This is a genomic window from Neisseria sp. RH3002v2f (assembly GCF_014596375.1).
In the GTDB taxonomy this organism is placed as follows: domain Bacteria; phylum Pseudomonadota; class Gammaproteobacteria; order Burkholderiales; family Neisseriaceae; genus Neisseria; species Neisseria cinerea.
Map to the genome: position 1 here is coordinate 48,314 of NZ_MAYZ01000024.1, position 11,933 is coordinate 60,246.

An 11,933-nucleotide genomic window follows, 5' to 3' on the forward strand; every position below is an offset into this window, starting at 1 on the left:
GCTTTAATAGGAAACGAAGTATTGCGCCAAAGTAAATTTGAGTGTAAACTTCGTTTCTTATCTTTCAGTTTCTTCTGGAAGTTCTCCCCTTCGGGATCCAAGACTGGTTTACTAGAACCTTGATGGTTTCATTTAATAAGCAGCTGTAGTTAGATGCAAGTTATATGAAAGTGGTAAATTAAGTTGGTTAATTTAAAGGTACTAATATGATTCAAATGCAGACCATCTTAGATGTGGCTGATAACTCTGGTGCACGACGTGTAATGTGTATCAAAGTATTGGGCGGATCTAAGCGTCGCTACGCTTCTGTTGGCGATATTATTAAAGTTGCAGTTAAAGATGCAGCCCCGCGTGGCCGCGTCAAAAAAGGTGATGTATACAATGCAGTAGTTGTTCGTACTGCTAAGGGTGTGCGTCGTCCAGATGGCGCGTTAATTAAATTTGATAATAACGCTGCTGTATTGTTGAATAATAAACTTGAACCCTTGGGTACTCGTATTTTTGGTCCGGTAACCCGTGAATTGCGTACTGAGCGATTTATGAAAATCGTTTCATTGGCGCCTGAAGTATTATAAGGAATAGCGCGATGAATAAAATCATTAAAGGCGATCAGGTTGTAGTAATTGCCGGTAAAGATAAAGGTAAGCAAGGTCAGGTAGTTCGAGTATTGGGTGATAAAGTTGTTGTTGAAGGTGTGAATGTTGTGAAACGCCATCAAAAACCTAATCCGATGCGTGGTATTGAGGGTGGCATTATTACTAAAGAAATGCCTTTAGATATTTCTAATGTTGCAATCCTGAATCCAGAAACTAATAAAGCAGACCGTGTTGGTATTAAGCTGATTGAAAATGAAGGCAAAGTTAAACGCGTTCGTTTCTTCAAATCAAATGGCTCTATCATTGGAGCATAAGGAGATAACATGGCTCGTTTAAGAGAGTTTTATAAAAATACAGTTGTTCCTGAACTGGTTAAGCAATTTGGTTACAAATCAGTAATGGAAGTTCCGCGTATTGAGAAAATCACCTTAAATATGGGTGTAGGTGAGGCCGTTGCTGATAAAAAAGTCATGGAGCATGCTGTTTCAGATTTAGAGAAAATTGCTGGCCAAAAACCGGTTGTTACGGTTGCTCGTAAATCTATCGCAGGTTTTAAAATCCGTGATAACTATCCGGTTGGTTGCAAAGTAACATTGCGTCGTGATCAAATGTTTGAATTCTTAGATCGTTTGATTACTATTGCATTGCCTCGTGTACGTGACTTCCGTGGTGTAAGCGGTAAATCATTTGATGGTCGTGGCAATTACAATATGGGCGTTCGTGAGCAAATTATTTTCCCGGAAATTGAATACGATAAAATTGATGCTTTGCGTGGTTTGAATATTACAATTACAACTACCGCAAAAACTGATGAAGAAGCGAAAGCTTTGTTGTCACTGTTCAAGTTTCCGTTTAAAGGATAATCATGGCTAAGAAAGCACTTATTAATCGTGAGCTGAAACGTCAGGCATTGGCAAAAAAATTTGCAGCTAAACGTGAGGCAATTTTTGCTGTTATTAATGATGCAAATGCGACTGAAGAAGAGCGTTTTGAGGCACGTTTGAAATTTCAATCCATTCCTCGTAATGCAGCACCTGTGCGTCAACGTCGTCGTTGTGCTTTAACAGGTCGTCCTCGTGGCACTTTCCGTAAATTTGGTTTGGGCCGTATTAAAATCCGTGAAATCGCTATGCGTGGCGAGATTCCTGGTGTTGTTAAAGCTAGCTGGTAATAGGAGTATAAATAATGAGTATGCATGATCCTATTTCCGATATGTTGACTCGTGTTCGCAATGCGCAACGTGCTAATAAAGCAACAGTTGCCATGCCTTCCTCTAAATTGAAATGCGCAATTGCAAAAGTTTTGAAAGATGAAGGTTATATCGAGGATTTTACGGTTTCTGCTGATGCAAAACCGGTATTGGAAATTCAATTGAAATACTATGCAGGTCGTCCTGTGATTGAGCAAATCAAACGTGTTTCACGTCCAGGTTTGCGTATTTACAAAGCATCCAGCGAGATCCCTAGTGTAATGAATGGCTTGGGTGTTGCTATTGTTAGTACTTCTAAAGGTGTGATGACTGATCGCAAAGCCCGTTCTGAGGGTGTTGGTGGTGAGTTGTTGTGCATCGTAGCCTAGTGGAGAAAAGTAAATGTCACGCGTCGCAAAAAACCCAGTGACTGTTCCTGCTGGTGTAGAAGTAAAATTCGGAACAGATGCATTGGTAATCAAAGGTAAAAATGGCGAATTGTCTTTTCCTTTGCATTCCGATGTTGCTATTGAATTGAACGATGGTAAATTGACTTTTGCTGCAAAAAATAACAGTAAGCAGGCTAATGCTATGTCTGGTACTGCTCGTGCATTGGTTAATAACATGGTTAAGGGTGTTTCAGAAGGTTTTGAGAAAAAACTTCAATTAATTGGTGTGGGTTATCGTGCCCAAGCTCAAGGTAAAGTTTTAAACTTGTCTTTGGGTTTCTCTCATCCGATTGTGTATGAAATGCCTGAAGGTGTTTCTGTTCAAACACCTAGTCAAACAGAAATTATTTTGACTGGTGCAGATAAACAAGTGGTTGGCCAAGTCGCTGCTGAAATTCGTGCATTCCGTTCTCCTGAACCTTATAAAGGCAAAGGTGTTCGTTATGTAGGTGAAGTAGTAGTGATGAAAGAAGCCAAGAAAAAATAATTGAGGTTCACTAATGGATAAACATGCAACCCGACTCCGTCGTGCACGCAAAACCCGTGCACGTATCGCGGACTTGAAAATGGTAAGATTATGTGTGTTCCGCAGCAATAATCATATTTATGCTCAAGTAATTAGTGCTGAAGGTGATAAAGTATTGGCTCAAGCCTCTACATTGGAAGCTGAAGTACGTAGTAGCCTGAAATCAGGTGGCAACGTTGAAGCAGCAGCTGTAGTTGGTAAGCGTATTGCTGAAAAAGCTAAAGCAGTAGGTGTTGAAAAAGTTGCTTTTGACCGTTCAGGTTTCCAATATCACGGTCGTGTGAAAGCTTTGGCTGAAGCTGCACGTGAAAATGGTTTAAGCTTCTAATATTTGGAGACTTTCAGATGGCAAAACATGAAATTGAAGAACGCGGTGACGGTCTGATTGAAAAGATGGTCGCAGTTAATCGCGTAACTAAAGTAGTTAAAGGTGGTCGTATTATGGCTTTCTCTGCGCTGACTGTTGTTGGTGATGGAGATGGTCGTATCGGTATGGGTAAGGGTAAATCAAAAGAAGTACCGGTTGCTGTTCAAAAAGCAATGGATCAAGCTCGTCGCTCTATGATTAAAGTACCTTTGAAAAATGGTACGATTCATCACGAAGTTATTGGTTGTCATGGTGCTACCAAAGTATTTATGCAACCTGCTAAAGAAGGTAGTGGTGTGAAAGCCGGTGGTCCAATGCGTTTAGTATTTGATGCTATGGGTATCCATAACATTTCAGCTAAAGTACATGGCTCTACTAATCCTTACAATATTGTACGAGCTACATTAGACGGTTTATCTAAACTGTATACTCCTGCTGATATTGCTGCTAAACGCGGGTTGACAGTAGAAGATATTTTGGGAGTAAACCATGAGTGAGCAAAAAAAGATTAAAGTTACTTTGGTTAAGAGCTTGATTGGTACAATTGAATCTCATCGCGCTTGTGCTCGTGGTTTAGGTTTGCGTCGCCGCGAGCATGTAGTGGAGGTTTTGGATACCCCTGAAAACCGTGGCATGATTAATAAAATCAGCTACTTGTTGAAAGTGGAGTCTTGATATGTTTTTGAATACTATTCAACCTGCTGAAGGGTCTACTCACGCTAGTCGTCGTGTAGGTCGTGGTATTGGTAGCGGCTTGGGTAAGACAGCTGGTCGTGGTCATAAAGGTCAAAAAAGCCGTGCTGGTGGTTTCCACAAGGTAGGTTTTGAAGGCGGTCAAATGCCTTTGCAACGTCGTCTGCCAAAACGTGGTTTTAAATCTTTGACTGCTGCTGCTAATGCTGAAGTTCGTCTAAGTGAATTGAATCTGATAGCTGTTGATGAAATTGATGTCTTAGCTCTGAAGCAAGCTGGTCTGATTCCCGCAAATGCTTCTAATGTAAAAGTTATTGCTTCTGGTGAAATTTCGAAAGCGGTTACCTTGAAAGGTGTAAAAGCTACTAAAGGTGCTAAGGCTGCAATTGAAGCTATTGGTGGCAAGATTGAGATATAAGGTTTAATTATTGTGGCTAAACAGCAATTGTCATCAGCTTTGTCCAATTTTGGAGATCTTAAGAAACGTCTTTTATTTCTATTTGGGGCGTTAATTGTTTTTCGAATTGGTGCTCATATACCCGTTCCTGGAGTTGATGCTGTTGCTTTAGCCAAGTTATACGAAAGCGCTGGGAACGGTATCCTAGGAATGTTAAATATGTTTTCCGGTGGATCGTTAGAGCGCTTTAGTATATTTGCAATAGGCATTATGCCGTATATTTCTGCATCCATTATTGTTCAGCTGGCTTCAGAAATTTTACCCTCATTAAAGGCACTAAAAAAAGAAGGTGAAGCTGGTAGAAAGTTAATTACGAAATATACTAGATATGGCACTGTATTATTAGCAATACTACAGAGTTTAGGTGTTGCGTCCTTTGTATTTCAGCAGGGAGTTGTTGTAACAAGCTCATTTGAGTTTCATGTTTCCACCATAGTTTCTTTGGTAACAGGAACTATGTTCCTTATGTGGCTTGGCGAGCAGATTACTGAAAGAGGTATTGGGAACGGAATTTCTCTGATTATTACGGCTGGCATAGCTTCAGGCATTCCATCAGGTATTACGAGGATCATTACCTTGACAAATCAAGGTGCTATGAGCATGTTGATGGCATTATTTATTGCTTTTGGTGCCTTATTATTAATTTATTTGGTTGTATATTTTGAAAGTGCACAGCGTAAGATTCCTATTCATTATGCTAAACGCCAGTTTAATAGCGGGTTGGGCGGTCAGAATACGCACATGCCTTTTAAGTTAAATATGGCTGGTGTTATTCCTCCTATTTTTGCTTCTAGTATTATTCTGTTTCCATCTACTCTTTTGGGTTGGCTTGGTTCAGCTGATCCAAATAATATTTTGCATACAATAGCAGGATTATTGCAGCACGGCCAAATTCTGTACATTGTTTTATTTGCGGTGACAGTAATTTTCTTCTGCTATTTTTATACGGCTTTGGCCTTCAGCCCTAAGGAGATGGCGGAGAATTTGAAGAAGAGTGGTGCTTTTGTTCCTGGGATTAGACCTGGTGAACAAACTTCTAGATATTTAGAAAAAGTTGTATTGCATTTAACATTGTTTGGGGCACTCTATATTACGATTATTTGTTTAATTCCGGAGCTCTTAACTACGTTTCTAAATGTGCCTTTTTATTTGGGAGGTACTTCTTTACTGATTCTAGTTGTTGTGACGATGGATTTTAGTACGCAGATAAATTCATACAGGCTTACTCAGCAGTATGATAAGTTAATGAGCCGTTCAGACGTGAAGTCATTTTCTCGGAAATAGAATTATGGCAAAAGAAGATACTATTCAAATGCAGGGTGAAATCCTTGAAACTTTACCTAATGCTACTTTTAAAGTAAAACTAGAGAATGACCATATAGTATTAGGTCATATTTCCGGAAAGATGCGGATGCATTACATCCGTATTTCTCCGGGAGATAAGGTTACAGTGGAACTGACGCCTTACGATTTAACTAGAGCTCGAATTGTTTTTAGAGCAAGATAAACCAAAAAGGAAAATATGATGCGTGTACAACCATCCGTTAAGAAAATTTGTCGCAATTGTAAGATTATTCGCCGAAATCGTGTGGTTCGTGTAATTTGTACTGATCCCCGTCATAAACAGCGTCAAGGTTAATAGAATATTTCTTTTAATGTGATTCTGTGATATAGTGACACACTTTACCCTAAAAAGGAAAAAATATGGCTCGTATTGCAGGGGTAAATATCCCTAATAACGCTCATATCGTGATTGGTCTTCAGGCTATTTACGGTATTGGTGCGACTCGTGCTAAATTGATTTGTGAGGCAGCAAATATTGCTCCTACTACTAAAGCAAAAGATTTGGACGAGGCTCAATTAGACGCTTTGCGTGAACAAGTTGCTAAATATGAAGTTGAAGGTGATTTGCGTCGTGAAGTAACAATGAGCATCAAGCGACTGATTGATATGGGTTGCTATCGTGGCTTCCGTCATCGTCGTGGCTTGCCTTGTCGTGGTCAACGCACTCGCACAAATGCTCGTACCCGTAAAGGTCCGCGCAAAGCGATTGCCGGTAAGAAATAAATTTTAAGGAATTTGATTAATGGCTAAAGCAAACACAGCTTCGCGTGTACGTAAAAAAGTACGTAAAACCGTAAGCGAAGGTATTGTTCACGTTCATGCATCTTTCAACAATACCATCATTACAATCACTGACCGTCAAGGCAATGCATTGTCTTGGGCTACCTCTGGCGGCGCTGGTTTTAAAGGTTCTCGTAAAAGTACACCATTTGCAGCACAAGTTGCAGCTGAAGCAGCTGGTAAAGTTGCCCAAGAGTATGGCGTTAAAAATTTAGAAGTTCGCATTAAAGGCCCTGGCCCTGGTCGCGAATCATCTGTACGTGCTTTAAACGCTCTTGGTTTCAAGATTACCAGCATTACTGACGTTACCCCGTTGCCTCATAACGGTTGCCGTCCGCCTAAAAAACGTCGTATTTAATATTGGAGTGATTTAAAACATGGCACGTTATATTGGCCCTAAATGTAAATTAGCACGTCGTGAAGGTACAGATTTGTTTTTGAAGAGTGCACGCCGCTCTTTGGATTCCAAATGTAAAATTGATTCTGCTCCTGGTCAGCATGGTGGAAAAAAACCACGTTTGTCGGACTATGGTTTGCAGTTGCGTGAAAAGCAAAAAATTCGTCGCATTTATGGCGTATTAGAGCGTCAGTTCCGCCGTTATTTCGCGGAAGCAGAGCGTCGCAAAGGATCTACCGGCGAGTTGCTATTGCAGTTGTTAGAGTCTCGTTTGGATAATGTTGTTTATCGTATGGGTTTTGGCTCTACTCGTGCAGAAGCAAGACAACTTGTCTCCCACAAGGCTATAGCTGTTAATGGGCAAGTTGTAAATATTCCCTCTTTCCAAGTGAAGGCTGGTGATGTTGTCTCTATTCGCGAAAAAGCTAAAAAGCAAGTACGTATTCAAGAGGCATTGAGTCTGGCTACTCAAGTTGGTTTGCCTGGTTGGGTTGCTGTGGATGCTAATAAACTTGAGGGTATATTCAAGAATATGCCAGATCGCGCGGAATTGACCGGTGATATTAATGAACAGCTGGTGGTAGAGTTCTACTCTAAATAATGCTAGCTCAGTGAGGGACAGTTAAATGCAGAATAGCACAACCGAATTTTTGAAGCCTCGTCAAATTGATGTAAATACTTTTTCTGCAACTCATGCAAGAGTATCTATGCAACCATTTGAGCGTGGTTTCGGTCATACTTTAGGTAATGCTTTGCGTCGTATCTTACTGTCATCCATGAATGGTTTTGCTCCTACAGAGGTGGCTATTACCGGTGTTTTGCATGAATATTCTACCCTTGACGGGGTTCAAGAAGATGTTGTTGATATCTTGTTGAATGTTAAGGGTATTGTATTTAAACTCCACGGGCGTAGCCAAGTTCAACTTACGTTGAAGAAGTCAGGTTCTGGTGTGGTATCTGCAGGTGATATTGAATTGCCGCATGATGTAGAAATCCTGAATCCTGACCATATCATTTGTCATTTGGCTAATAATGGTCAAATTGAAATGGAGATTAAAGTAGAGCAAGGTCGTGGTTATCAATCTGTTTCGGGTCGTCAGGTTGTTCGTGATGAGAATCGTCAGATTGGTTCAATCCAGTTGGATGCGAGCTTTTCGCCCATCAGCCGTGTTAGCTTTGAAGTTGAACCTGCACGTGTAGAGCAACGGACAGATCTTGATAAATTGGTTTTAGATATTGAGACTGATGGTTCAATTGATCCTGAGGAAGCTGTGCGCAGTGCGGCACGTATTTTAATTGATCAGATGTCTATTTTTGCTGATTTACAGGGTACACCTGTAGAGGAAGTTGAAGAAAAAGCTCCCCCTATTGACCCTGTTCTCTTGCGTCCTGTAGACGATTTGGAATTGACAGTACGTTCAGCTAATTGTCTGAAAGCTGAAGATATTTATTATATTGGCGATTTGATTCAACGCACTGAAACTGAGCTTCTTAAAACTCCGAATTTAGGGCGAAAATCTTTAAATGAAATTAAAGAAGTATTGGCATCTAAAGGTTTGACACTGGGTTCTAAGTTGGAAGCTTGGCCACCCGTAGGCTTAGAAAAGCCTTAATGAAGAATTAAAGGATAATTAATATGCGTCATCGTAATGGCAATCGCAAATTAAACCGTACAAGTAGCCATCGCGCTGCAATGTTGCGTAATATGGCGAATTCATTGTTGACTCACGAGACTATTGTAACAACTTTGCCTAAAGCAAAGGAATTACGCCGTGTGGTTGAACCATTGATTACATTGGGTAAGAAACCATCTTTGGCTAATCATCGTTTGGCATTTGACCGAACTCGTGATCGTGATGTTGTAGTGAAATTATTTGGTGATTTGGGTCCTCGTTTCTCTACTCGTAATGGTGGTTATGTTCGAGTATTGAAATATGGGTTCCGTAAGGGCGATAATGCCCCATTGGCTTTGGTTGAATTAGTTGATAAACCAGTGGCTGAGTAATTTTAAGCATATAACGCCATCTATTTAGAAATAGATGGCGTTATTTTTACATAATATTTGAAGGTTAATGATTCATTGAGTATTGTGTTTTCAAATATTAATTGAATAGCTAAGGTTTGCGCGGTAAACTTATATCATTAAAAAATTCTATAGTTTTATCTATGATTAATGCCTTCGATATAAAATCGACAAAGATAGATGTATTATCTATTTGTTTGCATACATCAGATTTGCTTGATTTGGAAAATGTTTTAGTCAAATTGGGGAAGAAATTCCAGGAATCTGGTGTCGTTCCTTTTATGTTGGATGTTCAAGAGTTTGATTATCCTGAGTCTTTAGATCTTGCTGTATTGGTTTCACTTTTTTCGAGACATGGTATGCAGATTTTAGGTCTTAAACATCCTGATGAGCGATGGGCTGCCGTGGCAGCGAAGTATCATTTGCTTTTCTGTTCATCTCATCTAGAAAATATTAGAGAACAGGATCAGATTGAGGTGCAAGAAACTGCCGATGAGCTGAAAACGAGAAAAACGGTATTGGTTACAACCTCTGTCCGTACTGGCCAACAGGTTTATGCTGAAGATGGAGATTTAATTGTAACCGGTGCTGTCAGTCAAGGTGCAGAGTTGATTGCAGACGGTAATATACATATTTATGCTCCAATGAGGGGACGGGCCTTAGCTGGTGCAAAAGGTGATACTTCCGCACGTATATTTATTCATTCTATGCAGGCAGAGTTAGTTTCCATAGCTGGTATTTACCGCAATTTTGAACAAGATTTGCCGGATCATTTGCATAAACAGCCGGTACAGATATTGTTGCAGGATAATCGTTTGGTTATCAGTGCAATTGATTCAGAGTAATTGTTTGATATTTGAAAAAGGACATATTGTGGCAAAAATTATTGTAGTAACTTCTGGTAAGGGTGGTGTTGGTAAAACGACTACCAGTGCCAGTATTGCAACAGGTTTGGCATTGCGCGGATACAAAACTGCGGTGATTGATTTTGATGTTGGCTTACGTAATCTTGACTTAATTATGGGCTGTGAGCGGCGTGTCGTTTATGACCTCATTAATGTCATTCAAGGTGAGGCGACACTTAATCAGGCATTGATTAAAGATAAAAACTGTGAAAATTTGTTTATTCTGCCTGCTTCCCAAACTCGGGATAAAGATGCTTTGACACGTGAGGGTGTAGAGAAGGTCATGAAAGAGTTGGGTAGTAAGAAAATGGGTTTCGAATATATTATTTGTGATTCTCCTGCCGGTATTGAGCAAGGTGCATTGATGGCATTATATTTTGCCGATGAAGCCATTGTAACGACCAATCCGGAGGTTTCCAGTGTTCGAGACTCTGACAGAATTTTAGGCATTCTACAAAGTAAATCACGTAAAGCAGAGCAAGGTGGTTCGGTTAAGGAGCATTTGTTGATTACTCGTTACTCTCCTGAACGTGTAGCTAAAGGTGAAATGCTTTCAGTACAGGATATTTGTGACATTTTGCGTATTCCCTTGATTGGTGTGATTCCGGAATCGCAAAACGTTTTGCAGGCATCTAACTCAGGTGAGCCTGTTATTCATCAAGACAGCGTGGTTGCTTCTGAAGCTTATAAGGACGTAATTGCCCGTCTATTGGGTGAAAATCGTGAAATGCGTTTCTTAGAAGTTGAGAAAAAAGGCTTCTTCAAACGTCTGTTTGGAGGTTAACGTATGTCATTAATTGATCTTTTATTTGGTAGAAAGCAGAAAACGGCAACTGTCGCACGAGATCGTCTTCAAATTATCATTGCCCAAGAGCGTGCTCAAGAAGGTCAGGCTCCCGATTATTTGCCGACTTTGCGTAAAGAATTGATGGAAGTTTTGTCTAAGTATGTGAATGTTTCCTTGGATAATATCCGTATTTCTCAAGAGAAGCAGGATGGTGTGGATGTTCTGGAATTGAACATTACATTACCTGAACAGAAAAAGGTATAGTTCATGACCTTGACCGAATTACGGTACATCGTCGCAGTTGCTCAGGAACGTCATTTCGGTCGCGCTGCACGGCGTTGTTTTGTCAGTCAGCCCACTTTATCCATTGCTATTAAGAAGCTGGAAGAGGAGCTTGCTGTTTCCCTGTTTGACCGGAGTAGTAATGATATTATTACGACGGAGGCAGGGGAACGCATCGTTGCTCAGGCACGTAAAGTGCTTGAGGAGGCGGAGCTTATAAGGCATTTGGCAAATGAAGAGCAGAATGAGTTGGAGGGGGCATTCAAACTTGGATTAATTTTCACAGTTGCTCCCTACCTGTTACCAAAGTTGATTGTTTCTCTGCGTCGTACTGCACCTAAGATGCCTCTGATGTTGGAGGAGAACTATACGCATACGTTGACTGAATCTCTTAAGCGTGGAGATGTTGACGCAATTATCGTAGCAGAGCCGTTTCAGGAACCGGGTATCGTTACCGAACCGTTGTATGACGAACCGTTCTTCGTCATTGTTCCCAAGGGGCATCCGTTTGAAGAGCTTGATGCCGTGTCGTCTAAAATGTTGGGCGAAGAACAGGTTTTGTTGCTTACGGAAGGGAATTGTATGCGGGATCAAGTGTTGTCAAGTTGCTCTGAGTTGGCTGCCAAACAACGCATACAGGGTTTGACCAATACATTGCAGGGCAGTTCGATTAACACGATTCGCCATATGGTTGCAAGCGGTCTGGCAATCAGTGTATTACCGGCAACTGCACTGACTGAAAACGACCATATGCTTTTCAGTATCATTCCTTTTGAGGGTACTGCACCGAGCCGTCGGGTCGTGTTGGCATACCGTCGTAACTTTGTTCGTCCGAAAGCATTGTCTGCAATGAAAACGGCGATTATGCAATCGAGGTTGAGCGGTGTAACGTTCCTTAGAGGGTAATTCAAAAACAATGCCGTCTGAAGATTTCAGACGGCATTGTTTTATTCTTTTAGACTGTATTTTAATATGCCGTGGATACAACCCTAACAGTTGGATGAAATGCAGTTTATCCAATGGAATAGATTTTCACCCAGATGGGAATCAACTGATTATCTGAACACAGGTTTTTATTTAAATAGGATGTTTTATTTAGCTTTCAGTTTGAGGCAGATAGAGATATCGACTTATTGTT

The 11,933-nt window shown here is 40.6% G+C and carries 22 protein-coding genes; all 22 read left to right on the top strand.

The genetic code is table 11. The features are described from left to right. Positions 1 to 206 precede the first annotated feature (206 nt). The 22 genes from rplN to oxyR all read left to right on the top strand — a co-directional run bounded on the left by rplN (position 207) and on the right by oxyR (position 11,701). The gene (gene rplN / locus BBW69_RS08265; RefSeq protein WP_002215434.1) at positions 207 to 575 is read left to right on the top strand and encodes a 50S ribosomal protein L14; all 369 of its coding nucleotides are present in this window, start codon (positions 207 to 209) and stop codon (positions 573 to 575) included. 11 nt (positions 576 to 586) lie between these two features. Next, positions 587 to 910: a 50S ribosomal protein L24 gene (gene rplX / locus BBW69_RS08270; protein ID WP_107859601.1), complete on the top strand. Its 324-nt coding sequence runs from the start codon at positions 587 to 589 to the stop codon at positions 908 to 910. 9 nt (positions 911 to 919) lie between these two features. Next, positions 920 to 1,459, top strand: coding sequence for a 50S ribosomal protein L5 (gene rplE / locus BBW69_RS08275; protein ID WP_003675887.1), 540 nt, complete (start codon positions 920 to 922; stop codon positions 1,457 to 1,459). Positions 1,460 to 1,461: 2 nt separating this feature from the next. Next, positions 1,462 to 1,767, top strand: coding sequence for a 30S ribosomal protein S14 (rpsN, locus tag BBW69_RS08280; protein ID WP_003684736.1), 306 nt, complete (start codon positions 1,462 to 1,464; stop codon positions 1,765 to 1,767). A 14-nt stretch (positions 1,768 to 1,781) separates the two neighbouring features. Then, positions 1,782 to 2,174: a 30S ribosomal protein S8 gene (gene rpsH, locus BBW69_RS08285; RefSeq protein ID WP_003675890.1), complete on the top strand. Its 393-nt coding sequence runs from the start codon at positions 1,782 to 1,784 to the stop codon at positions 2,172 to 2,174. A 13-nt stretch (positions 2,175 to 2,187) separates the two neighbouring features. After that, positions 2,188 to 2,721 carry a 50S ribosomal protein L6 gene (gene rplF / locus BBW69_RS08290; RefSeq protein WP_003675892.1) on the top strand — a complete coding sequence of 178 codons (534 nt, stop codon included), beginning with the start codon at positions 2,188 to 2,190 and terminating at the stop codon, positions 2,719 to 2,721. Between the two features lie 13 nt (positions 2,722 to 2,734). Next, positions 2,735 to 3,088, top strand: a complete 354-nt coding sequence (gene rplR / locus BBW69_RS08295) for a 50S ribosomal protein L18 (RefSeq protein WP_003675895.1) — start codon at positions 2,735 to 2,737, stop codon at positions 3,086 to 3,088. Positions 3,089 to 3,105: 17 nt separating this feature from the next. Beyond that, complete coding sequence (rpsE, locus tag BBW69_RS08300) at positions 3,106 to 3,624, top strand: 30S ribosomal protein S5 (RefSeq protein WP_107859599.1); 519 nt, start codon at positions 3,106 to 3,108, stop codon at positions 3,622 to 3,624. After that, positions 3,617 to 3,802: a 50S ribosomal protein L30 gene (rpmD, locus tag BBW69_RS08305; protein WP_003675900.1), complete on the top strand. Its 186-nt coding sequence runs from the start codon at positions 3,617 to 3,619 to the stop codon at positions 3,800 to 3,802. Before rpsE ends, rpmD begins: the two co-directional genes overlap by 8 nt. 1 nt (position 3,803) lies before the next feature. Continuing rightward, the gene (rplO, locus tag BBW69_RS08310; RefSeq protein WP_003675902.1) at positions 3,804 to 4,238 is read left to right on the top strand and encodes a 50S ribosomal protein L15; all 435 of its coding nucleotides are present in this window, start codon (positions 3,804 to 3,806) and stop codon (positions 4,236 to 4,238) included. A 12-nt stretch (positions 4,239 to 4,250) separates the two neighbouring features. Next, positions 4,251 to 5,561: a preprotein translocase subunit SecY gene (gene secY, locus BBW69_RS08315; protein WP_107859598.1), complete on the top strand. Its 1,311-nt coding sequence runs from the start codon at positions 4,251 to 4,253 to the stop codon at positions 5,559 to 5,561. A 4-nt stretch (positions 5,562 to 5,565) separates the two neighbouring features. Beyond that, entirely contained in the window at positions 5,566 to 5,784 is a 219-nt protein-coding gene (infA, locus tag BBW69_RS08320; protein WP_002215452.1) for a translation initiation factor IF-1, read from the top strand. A gap of 18 nt (positions 5,785 to 5,802) precedes the next feature. After that, positions 5,803 to 5,916: a 50S ribosomal protein L36 gene (gene rpmJ, locus BBW69_RS08325; RefSeq protein WP_003697674.1), complete on the top strand. Its 114-nt coding sequence runs from the start codon at positions 5,803 to 5,805 to the stop codon at positions 5,914 to 5,916. Positions 5,917 to 5,981: 65 nt separating this feature from the next. Beyond that, on the top strand, positions 5,982 to 6,344 hold the full coding sequence (rpsM, locus tag BBW69_RS08330) for a 30S ribosomal protein S13 (protein ID WP_003675906.1): 363 nt from the start codon (positions 5,982 to 5,984) through the stop codon (positions 6,342 to 6,344). Positions 6,345 to 6,363: 19 nt separating this feature from the next. Then, positions 6,364 to 6,759, top strand: coding sequence for a 30S ribosomal protein S11 (gene rpsK, locus BBW69_RS08335; protein WP_002216249.1), 396 nt, complete (start codon positions 6,364 to 6,366; stop codon positions 6,757 to 6,759). A 19-nt stretch (positions 6,760 to 6,778) separates the two neighbouring features. Then, positions 6,779 to 7,399: a 30S ribosomal protein S4 gene (rpsD, locus tag BBW69_RS08340; RefSeq protein WP_188211005.1), complete on the top strand. Its 621-nt coding sequence runs from the start codon at positions 6,779 to 6,781 to the stop codon at positions 7,397 to 7,399. A gap of 25 nt (positions 7,400 to 7,424) precedes the next feature. Further along, positions 7,425 to 8,411: a DNA-directed RNA polymerase subunit alpha gene (gene rpoA, locus BBW69_RS08345; RefSeq protein WP_188211006.1), complete on the top strand. Its 987-nt coding sequence runs from the start codon at positions 7,425 to 7,427 to the stop codon at positions 8,409 to 8,411. A gap of 23 nt (positions 8,412 to 8,434) precedes the next feature. Then, complete coding sequence (rplQ, locus tag BBW69_RS08350) at positions 8,435 to 8,803, top strand: 50S ribosomal protein L17 (RefSeq protein ID WP_081450749.1); 369 nt, start codon at positions 8,435 to 8,437, stop codon at positions 8,801 to 8,803. 161 nt (positions 8,804 to 8,964) lie between these two features. After that, positions 8,965 to 9,666: a septum site-determining protein MinC gene (gene minC, locus BBW69_RS08355; RefSeq protein ID WP_223169985.1), complete on the top strand. Its 702-nt coding sequence runs from the start codon at positions 8,965 to 8,967 to the stop codon at positions 9,664 to 9,666. A gap of 28 nt (positions 9,667 to 9,694) precedes the next feature. Next, positions 9,695 to 10,510, top strand: coding sequence for a septum site-determining protein MinD (gene minD / locus BBW69_RS08360; protein ID WP_039854081.1), 816 nt, complete (start codon positions 9,695 to 9,697; stop codon positions 10,508 to 10,510). A gap of 3 nt (positions 10,511 to 10,513) precedes the next feature. Then, a complete protein-coding gene (gene minE, locus BBW69_RS08365; RefSeq protein WP_003675921.1) occupies positions 10,514 to 10,777 on the top strand; it encodes a cell division topological specificity factor MinE in 264 nt (87 codons plus the stop codon). 3 nt (positions 10,778 to 10,780) lie between these two features. Further along, on the top strand, positions 10,781 to 11,701 hold the full coding sequence (oxyR, locus tag BBW69_RS08370; protein ID WP_003675922.1) for a LysR family transcriptional regulator OxyR: 921 nt from the start codon (positions 10,781 to 10,783) through the stop codon (positions 11,699 to 11,701). The last annotated feature ends 232 nt before the right edge of the window (positions 11,702 to 11,933 follow it).